Annotated in this window: 16 protein-coding genes; 4 read left to right on the top strand and 12 right to left on the bottom strand. The window is 21.8% G+C overall.

Annotation, left to right across the window (positions count from 1 at the left end; genetic code table 11):
• Positions 1-15 precede the first annotated feature (15 nt).
• The gene (gene rnt, locus ONB71_RS00995) at positions 16-678 is read left to right on the top strand and encodes a ribonuclease T (RefSeq protein ID WP_274360729.1); all 663 of its coding nucleotides are present in this window, start codon (positions 16-18) and stop codon (positions 676-678) included.
• Positions 679-685: 7 nt separating this feature from the next.
• Here rnt and grxD read toward each other — a convergent pair whose 3' ends face one another.
• Positions 686-1021: a Grx4 family monothiol glutaredoxin gene (gene grxD / locus ONB71_RS00990; RefSeq protein WP_274360728.1), complete on the bottom strand. Its 336-nt coding sequence runs from the start codon at positions 1019-1021 to the stop codon at positions 686-688.
• Between the two features lie 559 nt (positions 1022-1580).
• Between grxD and argS the strand changes: the two genes are divergently transcribed.
• Positions 1581-3308: an arginine--tRNA ligase gene (gene argS, locus ONB71_RS00985; RefSeq protein ID WP_274360727.1), complete on the top strand. Its 1728-nt coding sequence runs from the start codon at positions 1581-1583 to the stop codon at positions 3306-3308.
• A 48-nt stretch (positions 3309-3356) separates the two neighbouring features.
• Here argS and ONB71_RS00980 read toward each other — a convergent pair whose 3' ends face one another.
• Both ONB71_RS00980 and mutS read right to left on the bottom strand, forming a co-directional pair.
• Positions 3357-3869: a DedA family protein gene (locus ONB71_RS00980; protein ID WP_274360726.1), complete on the bottom strand. Its 513-nt coding sequence runs from the start codon at positions 3867-3869 to the stop codon at positions 3357-3359.
• Positions 3870-4074: 205 nt separating this feature from the next.
• Entirely contained in the window at positions 4075-6465 is a 2391-nt protein-coding gene (gene mutS, locus ONB71_RS00975; protein WP_274360725.1) for a DNA mismatch repair protein MutS, read from the bottom strand.
• Between the two features lie 195 nt (positions 6466-6660).
• On the opposite strand from mutS, the gene ONB71_RS00970 reads away from it, so the two are divergent.
• Both ONB71_RS00970 and ONB71_RS00965 read left to right on the top strand, forming a co-directional pair.
• On the top strand, positions 6661-8181 hold the full coding sequence (locus tag ONB71_RS00970; protein WP_274360724.1) for a leucyl aminopeptidase: 1521 nt from the start codon (positions 6661-6663) through the stop codon (positions 8179-8181).
• A gap of 45 nt (positions 8182-8226) precedes the next feature.
• Complete coding sequence (locus ONB71_RS00965; protein ID WP_274360723.1) at positions 8227-10848, top strand: valine--tRNA ligase; 2622 nt, start codon at positions 8227-8229, stop codon at positions 10846-10848.
• Here ONB71_RS00965 and cysC read toward each other — a convergent pair.
• The 9 genes from cysC to dnaE all read right to left on the bottom strand — a co-directional run bounded on the left by cysC (position 10845) and on the right by dnaE (position 24244).
• Complete coding sequence (gene cysC, locus ONB71_RS00960; protein ID WP_274360722.1) at positions 10845-11459, bottom strand: adenylyl-sulfate kinase; 615 nt, start codon at positions 11457-11459, stop codon at positions 10845-10847. The genes ONB71_RS00965 and cysC overlap by 4 nt on opposite strands.
• 13 nt (positions 11460-11472) lie before the next feature.
• Positions 11473-12876 (bottom strand): sulfate adenylyltransferase subunit CysN, encoded by a 1404-nt coding sequence (gene cysN / locus ONB71_RS00955; protein ID WP_274360721.1) that lies wholly within the window; start codon positions 12874-12876, stop codon positions 11473-11475.
• A 12-nt stretch (positions 12877-12888) separates the two neighbouring features.
• The gene (gene cysD, locus ONB71_RS00950; protein ID WP_274360720.1) at positions 12889-13794 is read right to left on the bottom strand and encodes a sulfate adenylyltransferase subunit CysD; all 906 of its coding nucleotides are present in this window, start codon (positions 13792-13794) and stop codon (positions 12889-12891) included.
• Positions 13795-13803: 9 nt separating this feature from the next.
• Positions 13804-15213: a siroheme synthase CysG gene (gene cysG, locus ONB71_RS00945; RefSeq protein ID WP_274360719.1), complete on the bottom strand. Its 1410-nt coding sequence runs from the start codon at positions 15211-15213 to the stop codon at positions 13804-13806.
• 113 nt (positions 15214-15326) lie between these two features.
• Positions 15327-16058, bottom strand: a complete 732-nt coding sequence (locus ONB71_RS00940; protein ID WP_274360718.1) for a phosphoadenylyl-sulfate reductase — start codon at positions 16056-16058, stop codon at positions 15327-15329.
• A 15-nt stretch (positions 16059-16073) separates the two neighbouring features.
• Entirely contained in the window at positions 16074-17783 is a 1710-nt protein-coding gene (gene cysI / locus ONB71_RS00935; protein WP_274360717.1) for an assimilatory sulfite reductase (NADPH) hemoprotein subunit, read from the bottom strand.
• Positions 17783-19564: an assimilatory sulfite reductase (NADPH) flavoprotein subunit gene (locus ONB71_RS00930; protein ID WP_274360716.1), complete on the bottom strand. Its 1782-nt coding sequence runs from the start codon at positions 19562-19564 to the stop codon at positions 17783-17785. The genes cysI and ONB71_RS00930 overlap by 1 nt, the downstream gene beginning before the upstream one ends.
• A gap of 210 nt (positions 19565-19774) precedes the next feature.
• Entirely contained in the window at positions 19775-20734 is a 960-nt protein-coding gene (accA, locus tag ONB71_RS00925) for an acetyl-CoA carboxylase carboxyl transferase subunit alpha (protein ID WP_274360715.1), read from the bottom strand.
• A gap of 12 nt (positions 20735-20746) precedes the next feature.
• Positions 20747-24244, bottom strand: a complete 3498-nt coding sequence (gene dnaE, locus ONB71_RS00920) for a DNA polymerase III subunit alpha (RefSeq protein WP_274360714.1) — start codon at positions 24242-24244, stop codon at positions 20747-20749.
• Positions 24245-24308: the final 64 nt, after the last annotated feature.

The following is a 24308-nucleotide window of genomic DNA, read 5'->3' as shown; positions in this document are numbered from 1 at the left end:
TATCTTGGATATAATATGTATTATATTAACAAAAATTTTATAAAAGATCGTTTCCGTAGTTTTTATCCTGTAGTGATTGATGTAGAAACAGCGGGTTTTAATCCATTTACTGATGCAATATTAGAAATAGGGTTAATTACATTAAAAATGAATACAAAGGGATGGTTAAAAAAAGACAAAATTTTACATTTTAATATTAAGCCATTTAAAGGATCTATTCTTAAACCATCCGCACTTGCTTTTAATAAAATAGATCCTATGAATCCTTCAAGAAAAGCTATACAGGAAATAAATGCAATAGAAACAATATTTAAAATGATTAATAAAAAAATAGATTTAAATAAATGTAGTAAAGCAATAATTGTAGGACATAATGTAACATTTGATCACAGTTTTATTATGGCTGCAGCTGCAAGATCATTTATTAAAAACAATCCATTTCACCCATTTACTACATTTGATACAGCAACTTTAAGTGGATTAGCAGTGGGTGAAACTGTATTAGCAAAAGCCTGCGAGGCTTTAGGTTTAATTTTTGATAATAAAAAAGCTCATTCTGCAATTTATGATACAATGCAAACTGCAAATCTATTTTGTATTATCATAAACAAATGGAAAGAATTAGGAGGATGGCCTTCAAATATAGTAAAAAGAAGAAAAAATATTTTAAATTTTTAACAATTAACTATTTATTATCAATATTATTTTTTTCGTTTATATTTTTTAATAAAATTTGTAATTTACCACTCTTAAACATTTCTACGATTATGTCACACCCTCCTATTAGTTTTCCATTTACCCATAATTGAGGAAAAGTAGGCCAATTAGCATATTTAGGTAATTCTTTTCTGATTAATGGAAATTTTAAAATATCTATGTAAGCATAATGTTGATTGCAAATAGATAATATTTCTACGGCCTGAGCTGAAAATCCACAATTAGGAAATTTAGGGGTACCCTTCATATATAATATAATAGGATTATTTGCTATTTGATCCTTAATTTCATCAATTGTATTCATATAATCCTCTCTGATAAAATTAAAAATTAAACTTTTATATTTTAATAAATTATTAATATTCATTAAATGAAATGACATTTAATGTAAAATTACATTTTTTTATTTTTAATAAATTAAATATTATTTTTACTACAAAAATTTCATAGTAATATAACATGTTTATTTTAGTATTTCAAATTTTAAATATTATGAAAATAATTTATTTTGTGTTTTTTTTATCTAAAAATTGTTAATAATAAATTTTTTAAATTATTTTAATAAATGTAATTAATCTCATTTTTAATTTATCAATAATTAAATTTTAAGAATAAATAAACTATTATATTTATTTTTAATATCTTGATATATAAATTAATGTTTAGTATAGTTTAAATAAACTTAGATATTATGAATTAATATATTTTTAAATTTCATTTAAATAAAAAAATAAATATATTTAACATAATACGAATATATTATAAAATAATTATTTTTAAAATTATTAATAAATTTTATTAAACTTTACTAAATACATTGAATTATTATTTAATAAATACTAAGTAATATATTATATATTCATATGAATTTAAAAAATTATTTGTATAAAAAAGTTATTAAAGCTGCAATTATATCTGGTATTGATGATATCAATCATATTTCATTAAGACACTCTAATAAAGAAATATTTGGAGAATATCAAATAAGTGGTATTATCAGGATAGCAAATAAATTAAATAAGACACCAAGATTTATAGCAAAAAATATAGTTAATAATTTAAATATAAAAAATATCTTATACAAGATAAAAATAGTTCAACCTGGGTTTATAAATTTATTTATACACAGATTATGGTTAGCTAATCAAGCAGAATTAATGTTTAATAGCATCAATTTTGATATCAAAAAACAAACAGACACCGTTATAATCGATTATTCATCTCCAAATATTGCTAAAGAAATGCATGTGGGACATTTACGTTCTACTATATTAGGAGATACAACTGTAAGAATTTTAAAATTTTTAGGATATAAAGTTATAAAAGTAAATCATATAGGAGATTGGGGTACTCAATTCGGTATGCTAATTGCTTATTTAGAAACAAATAATATACCATTTAATAACAAAATTACATTAAAAAAATTAGAAAAATATTATTGTTTAGCTAAGAAAGAATACAAAAAAAACAAAGACTTTGAAAAAAAAACGAAAATATGTGTAGTTAAACTACAAAAAAAAAATATTAAATATTATTCAATATGGAAAAAAATAACTAAAATTACTATAAATTATAATCAAAATATATATCATTTACTTAATATAACCCTTAAAAAAAAGAATATTTTAGGAGAAAGTTTTTATAATGATAAACTTTCTTTAGTTGTAAATGATCTTATAAAAAAAAACATAGCGATTAAAAATAATGGATCAACAATTGTTCTTTCACAAAAATTTAAAGATAAAAATAATAATGATTTAGGTATTGTAATTAAAAAAAAAGATGGTAGGTATTTATATACAACAATTGATATTGCATGTTTAAAATATCGTTGTAATGAATTAAAAGCAAAACATATTATATATTATGTAGATTCAAGACAAAAACAACATTTTGATCAAGTTTATGAAATTTCTTTAAGAGCTGGCTATATTCCTAAAAATATAAAAATAGAATACCATTTTTTTGGTATGATTTTAAATAAAAACAATCATCCATTTAAAACAAGAAATGGTGATAATATAAAATTATTATATTTAATACATAAAGTAATAAAAAAAACTAAAAAATTAATTATAAAAAAAAATAATAAAAAATCATTAAAAAGAATTGATCATGTTGCTAATATTATTGCTGTTGGTGCAATAAAATATTATGATTTATCTAAAGATAGAAAAATTAATTATGTTTTTAATTTAGATAAAATGTTATCTTTTGAAGGAAACACTGCTCTGTATATACAATATAATTATGCAAGAATAAAATCAATAATAAATAAATCAAAAAAATATAAATTTAATAAAAAAAATAATTTAATAATAACTAATGGTTTAGAGGCAAAAATAATATTTAAAACACTTCAATTCGAAGAAATTTTGGTAAGATCTGCTAAACAAGGTAAATATCATATACTTTGTGAATATCTTTACAATATAACTAATTTATTTTCCAAATATTATCAAAGATATCCAATAATTCAAATGATAAAAAATGAAATAGGTCAAAATAGATTAAAAATATCTATTTTAGTCTCTAGAATCATAAAACAATCTTTAAATATCTTAGGAATTAAAACTGTTGATAAAATATAAAAACATTTAAGAAAACATATATATGTTAAACAGGTTTTATTAAAAATATTAAATCCATACATTAAACCAATACATGCCAAATAATCCCGGCATTAAAATAATTATTGACCAAATTATTGATGAAAAAAAATTAGCTATTTGAAATTTCCATAATGACATTTGACACATGCCAGCTATTAATGGAATTGTTGCTCTTAGTGGACCCAAGAAACGTCCTATAAAAATTCCAAACATACCCCATCTATTAAAAAATATTTTACCATTAATTAAAAATCTTGGATATTTATTTAATGGCCAAAAATTTATAATACGTTTCTTATAATGACTACCAATAATCCAAGATAACCAATCTCCTAAAAAAGCTCCTGATGCAATAATAAAAAAAAATATTGCAAATGAAAAATTAAAAAATTTAATAAATGTACTACAAGTAAGTAATAAAATAGTTGCAGGAAAAAATAAAGAAAAACAAGCTATGGATTCAAAAAAAGATAAAAAAAATACAATTGGTGGCAACCAATTTTTATGAAACTGCAAAAACACTATAATTTCTTTTAACATTATATTGATAAATATTATTTATACACAATTAAAAATAAAAATATTCATAAATTAAATACAAATATAACTAAATAATTTTATATATCTAAAATTTAATAATTTTAATATTTTTATTAAAATAAAAAAAATATTTTGTTTATTATTATCATAATAATTTACTAATAAAAAATTATTATTTTATAAAAAATCATTTCAAAAATTGAATTTATTTATTTTTTTTAAATATATCAATTGCATTATTTATAACTTTATTTGGAATTCCTGCTAATTTAGCTACATAAAAACTTAAACTCTTATTGGATGGTTTATTTCTTAGTTCATATAAATAAACTATATTTTTATCTTTTATAATAGCATTAAAACTAATATTGCATACATTTTTATTATTTTTTTTTAATTTGGTTAATTCAAAATAATGTGTTGCAAATAAAGTAATAGCTTTAATTTTATTTATTAAATAATTAGCACATGCCCATGCTATAGCCAATCCTTCTTGAGGTGATGTTCCTCTACCTATTTCATCTATCAATATTAGACTTTTAGACGTAGCATTATTTAAAATATTAGACATTTCTGACATCTCAACCATAAAAGTGGAACGATTTGATGAAATATCATCAATGGAACCAATTCTAGTAAATATTTGATCAAACCAACCTATTTTAGCATAATTAGCTGGAACAAAACTACTGCTCCATGCCATAAGTACTATTAATGCTATTTGTCTCATATAAGTACTTTTACCTCCCATATTAGGTCCTGTTATTATTAACATACGATTTTTTTTATTAAATTTTGAAGAATTTGTGATAAATGGTTTATTCATATTATATTCAATAATAGGATGTCTACCATTTTTAATTACTATTTTTTGATTATAACTTAAAATAGGGCAACAATAATTTAAAGTTGTTGCTCTTTCAGACATATTTAATAATACATCTAATTCAGCAAGATATTTTGAAGATTTTTTTAAGGAGTTTATGTATGGTAAAAATATATCAAACAACTCGTTATATATCTTTTTTTCTAAAGATAAAGTTTTAATTTTTGAAAAAAAAACTTTATTTTCATATTTTTTTAATTCTGGTGTAATATATCGTTCTACATTTTTTAAAGATTGTTTAAGTATATAATGGATAGGCACTAAATGTTTATGTATTTTACTGATTTGTATATAATACCCAGTTATTAAATTAAAACTTATTTTTAAAGAATTTAAATTTAATTTTTTACGTTCAGATTTTTCTAAATTCTTTATATATTTATTCATCCAATAATTTAATTTTCTTAATTTATCTAATTTTTTATTATAACCAGTTGCAATAACTCCACCATCCTTAATAGAGGAAGAGGGGTTATCATATATAGCTTTTTTCAAAATTAAGTAAAGTTTATCAAAATTATTTATTTTACAATATATTTTTTTTAAATATAAATTTTCTCTTTTAATCAAGATATATTTAATTTTAGGTATAGTATTAAATATATTTCTAATATGAACAAAATCTTTAGGAATAGCTGTTTTTAAAAAAATTCTAGCTAAAATTCTTTCAAAATCACCAATCTTAGATAATATTGATTGTAATTTTGGATATACATCCATTAATGATAATATACTCTTTTGCCTATTTTTAATTAAATTTATATCTTTAATAGGAGAATGCAACCATCTTTTTATCATTCTACTTCCCATAGGCGTTACAGTTCTATCCAATATATAAGATAATGTGTTAGTTTTTATATTAGATAAACTCTGGGTAATTTCCAAAGATTTACGTGTAGAAGCATCAATCATAATATTTTCGTTCTCATATTTAATTTTTATATTTTTAATATGATGCAAAATAGTACATTGAGTATTTTTAATATATTGTAATAAACAACCAGCAGATCTTAAAGAAAAATTTGTAATATTTAAACCAAAACCTGATAAATCATTTGTAGAAAATTGTAAACTTAATTGTTTTATTGCTGTATCTAAATCAAACTCCCAATAACGCACACACTTTGTGCAGTTTATTTTTTTAATTAAATCCATCGATTTAAAATTATCAGGGTATATTAATTCTACAGGGTTTGTTTTTTCTATTATATCAACAGTAGATTTAAGATTGAATAATTCATAAACAAAAAAATCACCAGAACCAATATCTATAGTTGAATAACCAAAATAAAACCCTTCATTTTGCCATATAGCTGCTAAAATATTATTTTCTTTATCTTCTATAAGGTTTTCTTCAATAATGGTACCTGGTGTATAAACTTTTATAACTTTTCTTTCTATTAAACCACTACATTTACAAATATTATCTGTTTGATTACATAATGCTATTGATTCTCCTAAAGAAATCAACTTATATAAATAATTATTTACTGTTCTACATGGAATTCCAGCCATAGGAATTATTTTACCACCTGATACACCCTTATTTGTTAAAGTAATACCCAACAAAACAGAAATTTTTTTTGCATCATCATAAAATAATTCATAAAAATCACCCATTTGATAAAATAATAAAATATCAAAATACTTTTTTTTAATAAATAAATATTGTTGTATAATAGGAGTATGTGTATATATTTTTTTATTCATTAATAAAAAAACTAAAATTATGGTTTTAATTAAAATATATTTTCATAAATAAAATTATATTATTAGTAATTGACTTTTAAGATATTCTCATACAATATAAGACATTAAAATAAACATCTTAATTTTATAAACAACTTTTATATATTATAATAAATCACAATAAACAATACAAATTAAATTTATAAAGGTCAATTTATGCAATTTAATATAAAAAATATTGATATTAAAAAAGAGAAAAATATTTACATTATAACAGGAATATTTGAAAAATATAAATTATCAAAATTTACTAAAATAATTGATGTCCTTACAAAAAACTATATAAGTTCCTTATTTAAAGAGAATATTTTTCAAAATTGTAAAATAGGCCAATCTTTATTTTTAAATTATTTGCCTAACCTTCCATTTACAAAAGTATTATTAGTGTATTGTGGTAAAGAAAAAAAATATGATGAATATATATATAAAAAAATAATAAAATCTATTGTTAATACATTAAATTATGTTTCTTATAAAAAAATATTTTTTTCTATATCTAATATAAATATTACAAATAAAGATGAATATTGGAAAATACGTTCAGGAATAGAATATTTTAGAGAGTATATGTATGAATTTAAAAAATTCAAAAATAATATAAATTCCTCGTTATTTTCCACGTCCAAAGAAATAATATTTCCTATAAAATCAAATGAAAATAAAATAATATGTAATAATGCAATAAAAGATGCATTAATAATATCAAATGCTGTTGAATATGTGAAAAACTTATCAAATATGCCTCCAAATATATGTAATTCTAATTATTTAATAAAAAAAACATATAATTTCGCAAATAAACATAAAAATAAAATTGATATAGAAATATTAAAAAAAAATGAAATAAAAAGACTAAATATGAATGCATATTTATCAGTAAGTAATGGTTCTATAAATGAACCCATGATATCAATTATTAAATATAATGGAAATAGCAATTTAAAAATTAAACCAATAGTAATAATCGGAAAAGGAGTAACATTTGATTGCGGAGGTATATCAATTAAATCATCATCTAAAATGGATGAAATGAAATATGATATGTGTGGTGCTGCTTCTGTATACGGGATAATGCATGTTATATCCGAAATGGGTATTCCACTAAACGTAATTGGTATATCAGCAGTATGTGAGAACATGATAAGTGAAAGATCTTATAGACCAGGAGATATAATAAAAACTATGTCTGGTAAAACAGTAGAAATATTAAATACTGATGCTGAAGGTAGATTAATCTTATGTGATATATTACATTATGTTAAAAAATTTAACCCGGAAATAATTATAGATATTGCAACCTTAACAGGCGCTTGTGTAGTTGCATTAGGACATCACATGAGTGGATTTATGTCAAATAATAAATTATTAATTAAACAAATAATTAAAGCATCCATAGAAACTGGAGATTTAGCGTGGAATTTACCTATTTCTAAAATATATCATAAAAACTTAAAATCTAATATTGCTGATATGACAAATACAGGTATTGGAGGAGCTGGTGCTATTAATGCTGCATGTTTTTTATCAAAATTTATAAGTAAAAAAATTTCATGGATACATTTAGATATAGCAGGTACTGCATGGCATTATAGTAAAAGAAATTATGCTACTGGACGTCCAGTTAAGTTAATATCACAATTTTTAATAAATTATTCATCTTTATATAATAGAAAATAAATATACATAAATTACTTTCATATAAATATTGTCAATGAACTCCTTATGAAAAAAAAATACGATCCTAACTATATTGAAAAAAAAATTTATAGTCTATGGGAAAAAAATAATTACTTTAAATTCAATAAAAAAAATTCTAAAAAAAAATATTGTATAACATTACCACCTCCTAATATAACCGGCACATTGCATATGGGGCATGCATTCCAACATACGTTAATGGATATTTTAATACGTTATAATCGTATGAAAGGAAAAAATACATTATGGCAGATTGGAATAGATCATGCTGGAATTGCAACACAAATTCTTATTACAAAAAAAATAATAAAAGAAGGTTATGATATAAAAAATTATGATAAAAATGCTTTCATCAAAAAAATTTTAAAATGGAAAAAAAAATATGGAAAAATAATAAAAAATCAAATGAAACGTTTAGGATATTTCATAGATTGGAATAGAGAGCGTTTTACCATGGATAAAAAATTTTCATATACTGTAAGAAAAGTTTTTATTAATTTATATAAAAATAATTTAATTTATAAAACCAAAAGCATAGTTAATTGGGATACTGAACTAAATACAGTAATTTCAGATTTAGAAATAAAACATAAAAATAAAAAAGTATCTATGTGGTATATAAAATATAAATTATTAAATAACATAAAAACAAAGGATGGTAAAAAATATTTATTAATAGGGACAACTCGTCCTGAAACAATTTTTGGTGATACTGCAATTATGATCAACCCTGAAGACAAACGTTATAACAACTTAATAGGATATTTTGTTAAAGTTCCTTTAATTAATCGTATTATACCTATTATTAGTGATATAAAAACGGATATAAAAAAAGGTAGTGGGTGTGTAAAAATAACCCCGGCTCATGATTTTAATGATTATAAAATAGCAATTAAATATAATTTACCTATGATAAATATTTTTACATATGATGGTAAAATGTTACCTTGTGCTAATGTTTTTGATAGCAAAGGAAATACTTCAATATTTTATAGTAATAAAATACCTAAATCATTTCATAATCTTGATCGTTATGTTGCTAGAAAAAAAATAATTAAAAAACTTAAAATAAAAAAATTACTAAAAAAAGAATATAAATATAATACTTATATACCATATAATGAACGTAGTGGAGCTATTATAGAACCCATGCTAACAAATCAATGGTATATTAAAACAAAAAAATTAACTAAATTAGCAATAAATGCTGTTAAAAATGGAAATATAAATTTTATTCATAAACAATATAAAAATATTTATTTTTCATGGATGAAAAAAATAAAAGATTGGTGTATATCTCGTCAAATATGGTGGGGGCACCGTATACCAGTGTGGTATGATAAAAAAAATAACATTTATGTAGGCCAAAATGAAAAAAAAATAAGACTAAAATATAAAATACCAAAAAAAGAAAAACTCAAACAAGACGATGATGTATTAGATACATGGTTTTCCGCAAGTATGTGGACTTTTTCTTCATTAGGATGGCCTAAATCAAAAAAAATATTTAAACAATATCATCCAACTGATGTTATTGTTTCTGGATTTGATATAATATTTTTTTGGATTGCTAGAATGATCATGATAACAATGTATATCGTTAAAGATAAAAAAAATAAACCACAAATTCCTTTTAAAAATATTTATATTACTGGTTTAATTTGCGATGAAAATGGTGAAAAAATGTCAAAATCTAAAGGAAATATTGTTGATCCTATAGATATAATAAATGGAATATCATTAAATGATATTATTGAAAAAAGAACAAAAAATATGATAAAAAATAAATCATTGGTAAAAATAATTAATAATACCAAAAAAAAATTTCCTTATGGAATTAAAGAAACAGGAGCAGATCCTTTAAGATTTACAATTACCTCTTTATCATCAACTAGCAGATTAATAAAATGGGATATGAATAGATTAGAAGGGTATAAAAAATTTTGTAATAAATTATGGAATGCCAGTAAATTCGTTATAAATAAAAGTAAAAACATTAAATTTTCATCACATAAAAATGATATTTCAATAATAGATAAATGGATTATAAGTGAATTAAATATTGTCATTAATGAATTTGAAAAATCTATAAATAATTATAGATTTGATATTATAGCCAATAAATTATATAGTTTTATATGGAATCAATATTGTGATTGGTATATAGAATTTGTTAAACCCCTGATTAATATATGTAATGAAAATAATTTTATAAGTACTATAAATACATCATTATATGTACTAAAAATAATATTAAAATTAGCACATCCAATTATACCGTTTATTACAGAGTATATATGGCAAAAATTAATGAGATATAATCTTAACAATAAATTTAATAGTATTACAATGGAAAAATTTCCAAAATACAATAATAAATTTGTAAATAAAAAACTAAGCATTGATATAATATGGTTAAAAAATACTATTATACAAATTAGAAATTTCAGAGCAAAAAAAAAAATTAGATTCAATAAAAAAATAAAAATAATTTTTAAAAAAGATGATTTTATCGAAAAAAGAATTAAAAACTTAGGTTTCTTTATAAAAAAAATGGTAAATATAAAAGAGATATTAATAATAACAAAAGATATCAAATCTACATTTAATAATAATATTACAAATAAAATTTTTTTTATAAATTAAATAATTTTCATAGATCTTAATAATAAAATTATTTTATTTACAGATGTCAATACATCTTGTTCTCCATTCAAAATAATTTCAGGATTAATCGGTGATTCATATATAGAATCAACACCAGTAAAATTTTTTATTTTTTTATTGAAAACTTTTTTATATAAACCTTTAACATCTCTTTTTTTACATATATTAAATGGTGTATCAACAAATATTTCTATAAATTTATTATTTTCTAACATATATCTTATTTTTTCACGCTCTAATTTATGAGGAGATATAAAAGTGGATAAGACTATTAAACCTGCATCTACCATTAACTTTGATATTTCTCCAATTCTTCTAATATTCTCCTTACGATCTTTATCAACAAAACTTAAATCAGAGCATAATCCAGATCTGATATTATCACCATCTAAAATATAAGTATGTATATTCATAAAATAAAGTCTTTTTTCTAAAGCATTAGCAATAGTAGATTTTCCGGATCCTGATAAACCAGTAAACCATAATAATGCTGATCTGTGATTATTCAATTTTTCACGTTTTATTTTATTTATATAAAAATTTTGCCACAAAATATTATTTCTATTTTTTTGATTTATATCACTTATCATAAAAATTATATTTTTAATTTAAAAAATAACGTTTAATTAATTGATTTAATTCTCGTTTAAATAATTTGTATCTATTTATTTTATTATCTTTTATCGATAATGTTTTACAAACTAATCCTGCTCCAACTGTCATATTAGTTAATTTATCGATAAAAATAATACCGCCCATAACCTTATTGTTATTATAAAGATCCATCACCATAGGTTCATCAAAAAATACAGAAATTCTACCAATATTATTTATTAATATTTTATTTGTTTTTATTTTTTTTAAATTATTCATATCAAAACAATATAAAATATCTTTTATAATAATTTGAGTCTTCTTACATGCAATTTTAACATCATATTTATTACCTATTTCTAACTTTTGTTCATTCATCCATACAATATCTATTAAAGCTGACTGTGTCAATTTAAATTTAATATTAAAATCAACTATAATATCTCCTCTACTAATATCCATTTGATCTTTCAATATTAAGGTAATAGGTTCTTGTGGATAAGCCTGACAAATTTTTTTATTATAAACTATAATTTGATCAATGTAAGATACCATACCAGATGGTAATATTTTAATCTTTTGATTAATTCTTATTTTACCAGAAGATAGACAACCTGAATATCCTCTAAAATTTGAATTAGGTCTATTAACATATTGTACTGGAAAATAAAAAATTTTATCATTGATATTATTTGAACTTTGAATATTCTCTAATATATAAAGCACCGTTGGACCTTTATACCATGACATTATTTTATTTGAATAAACAACGTTTTCACCACTTAATGCTGAAATAGGTACAAAATATAGTTTTATATCTTTATTAGGTAAAAGTTTTATAATTTCTAGAAATTTTTTTTTTATTTTAATAAAAATATCTTCCTTATATAAAACTAAATCCATTTTATTTATAGCAATAATTACGTTTTTAATTCCTAAAATATTAACTATAAAAATATGGCGTTTTGTTTGATTAAGCACTCCCTTACAAGCATCCATCAATAATATAGCTACATCACATGTAGATGCCCCTGTAGCCATATTACGTGTATATTGTTCATGTCCTGGAGTATCTGCAACTATAAATTTACATTTATTTGTAGAAAAATATAAATAAGCAACATCAATAGTAATACCTTGTTCTCTTTCAGCTTGTAATCCATCAACTAATAAAGATAAATCTAAATTACCATCTTGTGTTCCATGTTTTTTACTATCCTTTTTTAAGGATTTAAATTGATCAGAATAAATATTATTCGTATCATAAAACAAACGTCCAATTAATGTACTTTTACCATCATCTACACTTCCACATGTAAGAAATCTCAAAGACGTTTTTTTTTTTTGCAACTTTAACCATTTAATAATATTATTTGATTTACTAATATTATTTTTAATAGTATTATTTATCATTATTTTATTTCCTTAAAAATATCCTTGACGTTTTTTTATTTCCATAGAACCAACTTGATCATTATCTATCATTCTTCCTTGACGTTCACTCATGTTTGAATTTAACATTTCATGTATAATTTCCGGTATATTCTTGGCATTTGATTCTATAGCACCGGATAATGGCCAACAACCTAAAGTACGAAAACGTACCATCAGTTTATTTATCTCTTCATTTTTATAATTAATTCTATTATCATTTAACATGATTAATAAATTATTACGTGTCAAAACAGGTCTAATAGAAGAAAAATATAATGGTACTATTTCTATATTTTCAAAATAAATATATGTCCAAATATCTAATTCAGTCCAATTAGACAATGGAAATACCCTAATATTTTCCCCTCTATTAATTTGCCCATTGTAATTCTGCCATAATTCAGGTCTTTGTTTTTTTGGATCCCATCTATGTAATTTATTACGGAAAGAATATATACGTTCTTTAGCACGAGATTTTTCTTCATCACGCCTAGCACCTCCAAAAGCTGCATCGAAATTATATTTATTTAAAGCTTGTTTTAAACCTTCAGTCTTCATAATATGAGTATATTTACTACTACCATGAATAAAAGGGTTGATACCCATTTTCAACCCATCTTTATTAATATATATTAAAAAATCAAGATTCATATTTTTAATAATATTATCTCTGAATTTATACATTTCGTTAAATTTCCACCCTGTATCTATATGTAATAATGGAAATGGTAATTTACCAGGATAGAATGCTTTACGAGCAAGATGTAACATAACAGAAGAATCTTTACCTATTGAATATAACATAACAGGGTTTTCAAATTCAGCTACAACTTCACGTATGATATAAATACTTTCAGCTTCTAATTGATATAAATGAGTAAATTTCTTTTCCTCCATAACTTTTTCCTATAATAAATTTAAAATATAATTTTTATTATTAAATGAATTTTTAGAAATTTTAAACCAAGATAATTTTTCTCTTAATTCAACGACTTTACCTATAATTAATATTCTAGGACTAAAAGATTTTTTAATTAAGATATTTAATTCTGATAAAATACCAGTTTTCACATACTGTTCATCATGCGTTCCCGAACTTATAACAGCCACTTTTGTATTTTTTAAACATCCATTTAATATTAATTGTTTATATATATATTCAATATTAATTGAACACATGTAAATTACTAAAGTAAAAGAAGAATACTTAAATTTCAAACTATCAATACAATGTTTATAGTTATATCCATTTATAAATATTACTCCATGAGAATAATCTCTATGCGTTAATGGAATACCAGCATAAGTAGGAGCTGCAATGCCTGAAGTTATACCAGGAATGACTTGAAAAGGTATTTTATATTTGTATGCATATAATAATTCTTCACCACCTCTACCAAAAATAAATGGATCACCGCCTTTTAATCTAATAACACATTTGCCTTTTTTAGCATATGATATTAGTAAATTATTTATTTTTTTTTGAGAATAAAAATGATATCCATATCTTTTCCCTACACATATCAATTTTGCATCTTTACGTATTAAATTTAAAACTTGTTTACTTACTAAATAATCATACAGGACAATATCCGCTCTTTGTATTGCTTGTAGGGCACGAAGTGTTAACAAACCAGAATCACCAGGACCAGCTCCAACTAATACTATTTCTCCTGATAGTTTATTTTTATTTTTTAAATGATTATTTAATACTTTATATGCTAATTCAAAATTATTACAAGATACATAACTAGAAAAAATACTATCAAAAAAACTTTCCCAAAATCGTTTTCTATCATCAAATTTAATAAAATATTTTTTAACTTTATCACGGAATTTACCAGCAATATTAATTATACTAGATAAACTTTTAGGTAATATTGTTTCTAATTTTTCCTTTAATAATCTAACTAGCATAGGTGCCATACCACTAGATGATATAGATACTAATAAAGGAGACCTGTCTATTATTGATGGAAAAATAAAAGAACATTTTTTTAAATCATCAACTACATTAACAAATATAAATCTATTATTAGCTTCTTTATAAATTTTTTTATTAAGATTATTATTATTAGTAGCAACAACTACTAAAAATATATTATTTAGTTGATTTACATTAAATTTTTTTGATAACCATCTAATTTTATTTTTATTATAAATTTTTTTTAAATCATCACATAATTTATTAGCAACAACATATACTATAGCTCCAACTGCACAAAATAATTTTATTTTTCTTGCAGCTACACTACCACCTCCAACTATTAAAATTGGTTTAAATTTCAAATCAATAAATAAGGGTAAATATTTCATTTTGTGATATTTATAATAAGTATAAAATAAATTAAAAATCTTAAATTGTATTTTTAAATTAAATTAAAATAAATAAATTATTTTTAATAAATATAATCTATTAAATAATAAATTTATTCATGTAACCCACATTCTCTTTTTATTCCAAAAAATCTTGTTTCTTCTTCTGAAATATTACTATTTATTTTAGACGTTGTATGTATATCTCCTAAAGATACATAACCATCTTTCCATAATGGATGATATTCCAAATCGTATTTTTTTATATAGTCAAATATTTTTTTATTATCCCAATCTAAAATTGGTAAAAATTTAAAAATTTTACGTTGAATAGATAATATAGATAAGTTTTTACGACTTTTAGATTGTGATCTTCTTAGCCCAGAAAACCATGTTTTAACTAATAATTTTTTTAAAGCAAACTTCATAGGTTTAACTTTATTAATTTTATTATACAAATCTATGCCATCTATTCCATTTTTCCATAATTTACCATAACGTGCCTCTTGCCATGCAGGAGATATAATAGAACGAAATATTTTCAAATTTAAATTCATTTTTTTAACTAATTTATCAACGAATATATAAGTTTCCGGAAATAAATAACCTGTATCAATAAACACAATAGGAATATTAGATATTTTAGAAGTAATCATATGTAACAAAACCATTGATTGTATCCCAAAACTAGAAGATAAAATAAAATTTTCTTCAAGATTATCTAATGCCCATAATATACGATCAAATGAAGATAGTTTATTTAATTTAAAATTAATTTCTTCAAGATTTTTTTTTTGTTCTTTTAAAGATAAATTTTTTATTTTTTTTAAATTTAACAATTGCATATATTTTACCTAAAATTACCAAAAATCTTTGGAAGAATTTAATACTGGTTTTACTATATTTACTCTAATTACAAAATCTCCAAAATTTTCTTTATCTAATCGTTCGTTAGCCCACCTATTTACTAAATTATCTATATGAAAAATTATTTGTTTTTTATTGATATTTTCTAAGTACATACGAGGTATACGTGTTCCTATACGATTTCCACCAATATACATATTATAATAATCAACAGATTTGCCTAAAAGACCTATTTCAGCAAGCAAAGATCTAGCACAACCATTTGGACAGCCAGAAATACGAAATATTATATATTCATTATCCAATCCATATTTAGATAAAATTTTTTCTATTCCATTTACAAAATAAGGTAATTCACGTTCTCCTTCAGACATAGCTAAAGGACATGTAGGATAAGAAACACATGCCATAGAATTTTTACGTTGCTTTGTTACAAAATTCAATAATCCATATTTCAAAGCTATATTTTCAATAATTAATTTGTTATTCTCTTTAACAGAAGTTACTATTAAATTTTGATTTGCAGTTAATCTAAAATATCCATTATGTATTTTTGCAATTTCTGCAACACCTTTTTTAATAGGACTATTAAATTTATCAATTAATCTTCCTTGTTCAATAAATAATGTCAAATTCCATTTGTTATCTATACCTTTTAACCAACCAAAACGATCTCCTCTTTTAATAAATTTATAAGGATATATAGGATCAAATTTAATCCCAGATCTATATTCAATTTCTCTTCTAAAATTATCTAAACCTACACGTTCCAATGTATATTTTGTTTTAGCATTCTGTCTATTAGTCCTATTACCCCAATCTCTTTGAATTGTAATTACAGCTTCTGCTACACATAAAATATCATTAACTTTAAAAAATCCAACTTCTTTAGCTATACTAGGCCATGTAGAACAATTACTATGTACTATAGATAATCCTCCACCAATAAGTAAATTAAAACCAATTAATTTTCCTTTATCAATAATGGCAATAAAATTCATATCATTGGCATGAATATCAACATCATTATAAGGTGGTATTACAATTGTTGTTTTAAATTTACGAGGCAAATAAGTATTTCCTAAAATCGACTCTACTTCAGTAGTACTAACTTTTTTTCTATCTAACCAAATTTCAGAATAAGCATTTGTTTTAGGAAGTAAATATTCAGAAATTTTTTTTGCTATTTGATAAACTTCCATATGAATATTAGACTCCATAGGGTTTGAAGTACAAAGAATATTACGATTTACATCATTAGCTGTAGCCCATGAATCTAATCCTAATTTATTTAATATTTTATGAATAAATTTTAATTTATGTTTTAAAATACCATGAAATTGAAAAGTTTGGCGATTAGTCAATCGTATACTTCCATATAAGGTATGTTTTTTTGCAAAATCATCTATAGACAACCATTGTTTTGTATTAATAATTCCCCCTGGTAATCTACATCTCAACATCATAGAATGTTTAGGTTCTAATTTTTGTTCTAACCGTTCTAATCTTATGTCTCTATTATCTTGCTGATACATACCATGAAATCTAATTAATGAATAATTATCTTTACTAAAACCTCCTGTTATTTTATTGTTAATATCATCAGCAATAGTTCCTCTTAAAAAATTACTCTCTTTTTTTATTCTTTCTTCATTAGTTAATTTACCTTTAACAATAAATTTTTTATTTATTTTATATAACATTAATAAACATCCTTTTGATAACGATGATCGATTTTTAGTTCATTTAAAAAATTTACAGAATTATTTTTATCTATTTTACCATTTTCTTGAATTATTTTTAAGATAGATGTTTCAACTGATTTTGACATTGCAATACTTCCACAAATATAAATATATGCACCATTATTTATCCATTTCCAAAAAATATTTTTATTTTCTATAATTTTATCTTGTATATATATTTTATATTTTTGATCACGTGACCATGCTAAATTAATGTTATTCAATACATCTTTTTTAAGATAATCTACCCATTCAATTTGATATAAAAAATCTTCAGTAAATTTTTGATCTCCAAAAAACAACCAATTTTTACCTTTAGCTCCTATATTTTCTCTTTCTTGAATAAAAGAACGAAATGGAGAAATTCCAGTACCAGCAGCAATCATAATTATTGGAATATTAGAATCTTTAGGTAATTTAAAATTATTATTTTTTTGTAAAAAAATTTTTATTTTATCATTTTCATTAATTCTATAACCTAAATAACCTGATGCTCCACCAAAATGAACACAATTATTAGATTTGTATTTTAAAATTCTCACTGTTATATGTACCTCGTTTTTATATTCTCTTTGAGAAGAAGAAATAGAATAAAAACGAGGGCTTAAAGGTCGAAATAGGGATACTAATTGTTGAGCTGATAATTTGCTTTTATAAATAATAAACATATCTATTAATGGTGTATTTTTAACAAATTTTTGTAATTCTAATAAATCATCATTGATAGATAAAAGATATTTATTGTTTGTTAGATAAGAGTATTTTTTTACAATGTTTATTGTATTTATCGTAATCTCACAATATTTCAACAAAGCTTCATATAAAGATATATTCTTATTACCAATTTTAATTGGATCATCATTAGATAATTTAAAACATGAAATAATTTTTTTTATTAATAAAGGATCATTTTCATACCATACACCTAAAATATCACCAGGTTCATAAAATATATTATCAGGTAAATTAATTTCTATATGTCTAATATCTTTATTTGAATCTCTTCCAGTAATTTTTTGATTACATAATATACTTGTAATAAGAGGATTTTCTTTATCATATGTTTTTTCACAATTATCTATTTTCATAGATTTATTTTTTATAATCAAATTATTTTTATTAAAAGTTAAATGTTTAAAAACATTTAATATTTTTTTAATCCAATTATTTGCTACTACAGAATAATCTATATCAGCATCACATCTATTAATTAGTCTTTTAGCACCTAATTCTTTTAATCTATGATCAAAATCTTTTGCTGATTTATTAAAAAATTTATAAGAACTATCACCTAAACCGAAAACAGCAAAAGATAAACTATCTAATTTAGGAGCTCGTTTAGACATTAAAAAATTATAAAATGCATAAGTTTCTTCTGGAGGTTCTCCTTCACCATATGTAGATGTTATAATTATTAATATTTTTTCGTTATTAATTTTTTTAAATTTATATTCTGATGTTTTTAATAAAATAACATTAAAATTGTTAAAAACCATACGATCATATAACTTTTTAGCTATTGACTGTGCATTTCCAGTTTGTGAAGAAGATAAAATTGTAATTTTTTTATCTATCAAAATTAAAGTTTTTTTAAATTTATTATTTTTTATAATATTAAATAAATATCCCGACAACCAAATTATTTGATCAATAGATAACTTATTTATTATTTTATTTACTTTTTTAAGTATATATTCGTCAATAAGTGAATTGTTAAATAGATTATTGTTGTTTTTCATTCACTAATGTTCCAAATTTATTTTTTTTTATAAAGAACAATTATACAATTCTTTACTAATAATCAAATACAGTTTTGAAATAACAAATAACGAATGATCATTAATATAAATATAAATCTTTTTTCAATTTTTTTATTTAAAATAAATTTATTTTTTTTTTAAATTAAATTTTATAATTTAATTTATTTAAAAATATATATTTTATTTTTATTAAACATATCCATAACTAATAAGTTTTTTATATCTTTTTTTTAATAAAATATCTATATGCATTAATCTCAATTCTGAAATATCTATTAATAATTGTTTTTTTAACAAATCAGCCATTAACAAAATATTTCTATGAGCACCACCTAATGGTTCATTTATAATATTATCTATTAATTTTAATTTTTTTAAACGATATGCATTTATTCCCATTATTTCAGCAGCCAATGAAGCTTTACTAACATTTTTCCAAAGAATAGAAGCACATCCTTCAGGTGAAATAACAGAATAAGTACTATATTCTAACATATTTAATTTATCACCTATCCCTATAGCTAAAGCTCCTCCAGAGCCTCCTTCACCAATTACATTACATATAATTGGAACTTTTAAAAAGGACATGTTAAGTAAATTGTTAGCTATAGCTGCAGATTGACCACGTTCTTCAGCTCCAACTCCCGGGTAAGCTCCAGGGGTATCAATGAAAGTAATAACAGGGATGTTAAATTTTTCAGCTAACTTCATTAAACGTAATGCTTTACGATATCCTTCAGGAGTAGGCATACCAAAATTACGATAAATTTTATCTTTAGTTTCTCTACCTTTTTGATGGCCAATAATCATAACAGAATAAGAATTTAATCTAGCTATGCCTGCTACAATTGCTTTATCATCAGAAAATGTTCTATCTCCTGATAACTCATCAAAATCTTCAAAAATATAATTAATATAATCTAACGTATGAGGTCTTAATGGATGTCTAGATAATTTAACTATTTGCCATGCAGATAAATTTGAAAAAATTTTCTTAATTAATTCATTTTTTTTTTTACTAAGTCCATATATTTCATTATCTAAATTAAAATTATGTCTTTTATTTTTATCATTTACTAATTTTAATGAATCTATTTTAGCTTCTAATTCCACTATTGGGTATTCAAAATCTAAATAATTAAAATTCATATTTATCCTTATTTATTTGAATTTTAATTCAATATATTCTTTCCCTAATAATGATTCTACTTTATTAATAAAATCATTACTAGGAACAATATTCTTTATTTTTTTTATTAATTTTTTATCATTTTTACAAATAATATTTTTTAATTGATACAAATATAAAGTTAAATTTCCTCTTGGTAAATTTTTAAAATAATAATTTAATACTTTAAATATATTATTTTTAACTTTTTTTTTTTGTATATAAATAATAATTTTAGATAAATATTTATTACGTGCTTCTGTAATATCTATTACATTATTAGCTAATACATTTAAAGATTTACTAAAAAAATTAAATCTTATTCTTATATTCACAATTAAAATATTATCGCATGATATCAAATGTTTATATTTATTAATATATTTTTCTAATAAAATAATTTCAATAATTCCAAAGGAATCGTCCAATGTAAAAATTACAACTTTGTTATTATATTTAGTTATAGAAATTTTTACAGCAGTTACTAAACCAAAAACAACAAAGTTATTTATTTTATTATTTATATCTATAGATAATAAATCTTTTAATGTATTATTACTATTAGTATATTTACGCATTTCTTTTAAATATTTTATAATAGGATGTTTTGTTAAATAAAAACCTAGAGATTCTTTTTCTTTGTTTGATTCATACTCTTCCGACCAATTTAATAAATATTTTGTATTAAAAAAATTAGTATATGATAGTTTATCTTTCAAAAGATTAAACATATCCATTTGACCAACAGATTTAGAACTTAAATATTGTTCAGTTATTTTAAAAGAATTTTCTAAATCTTTTAATAAATTATATCTAGATGTACCTATTGTATCTAAAGCACCTGAAAAAATTAGTTTTTTTAACATACTAATATTTAATTTCTTACTTTTTATTCGTATACAAAAATTTAACAAACTGTCATAATTACCATTTTTTATTCTATTATTTATAATTAAATATATAAGATCTTTATTCAAACCCTTAATTGCTCCTAATCCATAAACAATACTTCCACATTCATCGATAAAAAAATTGTACATACTAAGATTTACATTAGGGCTACAAATATTTATTTGCAAATATTTACATTCATTAATTAAAAACGATAATTTAGTGGTATTATTAATTTCGGTGTTTAATACAGATACTAAAAATTCAACAGGATAATTAGCTTTAAGCCATAATGTCCTATAAGATATTAATGCATATGCAACAGAATGTGATTTATTAAATCCATATGCAGCAAATTTTTCCATCAAATCAAATATTTTCATTGCTAAATTAGCATTAATACCCTTTTTTATTGCACCATTTTTAAATAAAATTCTTTGTTTTAACATAACATTTTTTTTCTTTTTAGTCATAGCACTTCTCAATATATCGGCTTGACCTAAACTATAATCGGATAAAATTTGTGATATTTGCATAACTTGTTCTTGGTAAAGAATAATACCGTATGTAGATTCTAATATAGGTTTTAATAATTTATGTTGCCAAATTTTATCAGGATATGCTATTAATTCCTTACCATGTTTTCTATTTATAAAATTATCAACCATTCCGGATTGAAGAGGGCCAGGTCTATATAATGCTATTAATGCAATCAATTCTTCAAATGTATCAGGTTGTAATCGTTTAATTAATGTTTTAATACCATAAGATTCAAGTTGAAATACAGCAGTTGTGTTAGCTGTTTTTAAAAGAAGAAAACTTTTTTTATCATTTAAGGTTATATTATTAATATCAATTATTTCCTTTCCTATTTTTTTTCTTTTAATATTAATTATTTTTAAAGTATTATCAATAATAGTAAGTGTACGTAATCCTAAAAAATCAAATTTTATTAAACCAATACGTTCAATATCATTTTTATCAAATTGTGTCAAAGAATTTTTAGAATCCTTATCATAATACAAAGGTAAAAAATTAGTTATTTTTGTAGGTGATATTACAACCCCCCCAGCATGTTTACCTACATTGCGTATAATACCTTCTAATCTAATTGAAAGATTTATTAATTTTTTAATAGAATTATCGGTTTTATAATATATTAATAACTGAGGAGATAAAAGAAGAGCATTATTTATAGTAATACCATAATTAAATGGAATCAATTTGGAAATTTTATTTACTAATCCATATGGGTAACCAAGTACACGTCCTACATCACGTATAACAACTTTAGCTGTCATTGTTCCAAAAGTAATAATTTGTGATACATTACTATAACCATATTTCTTAATAACATGTTCAATAATCAAATCTCTTTTGTCCATACAAAAATCAATATCGAAATCAGGTAAAGAAATTTTTTCACAATTTAAAAAACGTTCAAAAATTAAATTAAAATCTAATGGATTAATATCTGTAATCCCTAATGCATAAGCAACTAAAGAACTAGCACCTGAACCTCTACCAGGACCAACAGAAATAAAATTAGATTTTGCCCATTTAACAAATTCCATAACTATCAAAAAATACCCAGAAAAACCTACTTGCTTTATTATATTTAATTCATGATATAATCTTTTATAATAAATCTTATGTACAATATCTTTTTTATTTTTCTTAGAACACAAAAACAATAATCGTTCTTTCATTCCTTTATTGGCTTGTAAAAATAAATAATCTTCCTCACTAATATTTTTTAATTTGAATTTGGGTAAATGATATTCATTCCAATCTAAAAAAACATTACACCTTTTAGATATTTCAATAGTATTTACTAATGCTTCAGGAATATCAATAAATAATTTACACATTTCTTGTTCACTACGAAGATATTGTAAATTACTATATTTAGAAGAATATTTTAAATCATTTAATTTGTATCCATTATTAATAGCCACTCTAATTTCATGTATATAAAAATCATCTTTTTTTAAAAAACGAACTTCATTAGTTGCAACTACTGGTATATTTTCTTTGTATGATAAATCCATTGCTAAATTAATATAACTTTCTTCATTCACCTTTTCAATTCTTGATAATTCTAAATAATAATTATTATTAAAATGTTTCTTGTAAAAATTAATATTTTTTTTAATTAACATTTTATTATTAGATAATAATGATCTACCTACATCACCATGTAAACCTCCAGATAATATTATTAATCCAATTCTATATTTAATTAATAATTCATAAGTAATTGAAGGTATTAAATTATTTATTCTATTTTTATATGCTAAAGATATTAAAAATATTAAATTTCTGTAACCTATATTATTTTTTGCTAAAATAGTTAATTTACTAATTTTATTTGTTAGGGATGTAATTATAAAATCAGCACCTATTATTGGTTTAATACCTTTTTTATGAGATAAATTGTAAAATTTTACTAAACTAAAAATATTATTAAAATCAGTAACTGCAACAGCTGACATACGTAAAGTTAAAATTTTATTTATAAGGCAATTTATTTTAATTAATCCATCTACTATAGAATAATCAGTATGAACACTTAGGTGTACAAATTTAGAATTAAACATATATTTTAATTGATAAAATTAATTATTAACAATATTAAAAAAATTATTAATAAATAAATATAAT

The organism is Candidatus Purcelliella pentastirinorum (assembly GCF_028748785.1).
GTDB lineage: Bacteria > Pseudomonadota > Gammaproteobacteria > Enterobacterales > Enterobacteriaceae > Purcelliella > Purcelliella pentastirinorum_A.
Note: the sequence above shows the minus strand (reverse complement) of the source record. Positions and strands in the feature narration are given on the sequence as shown.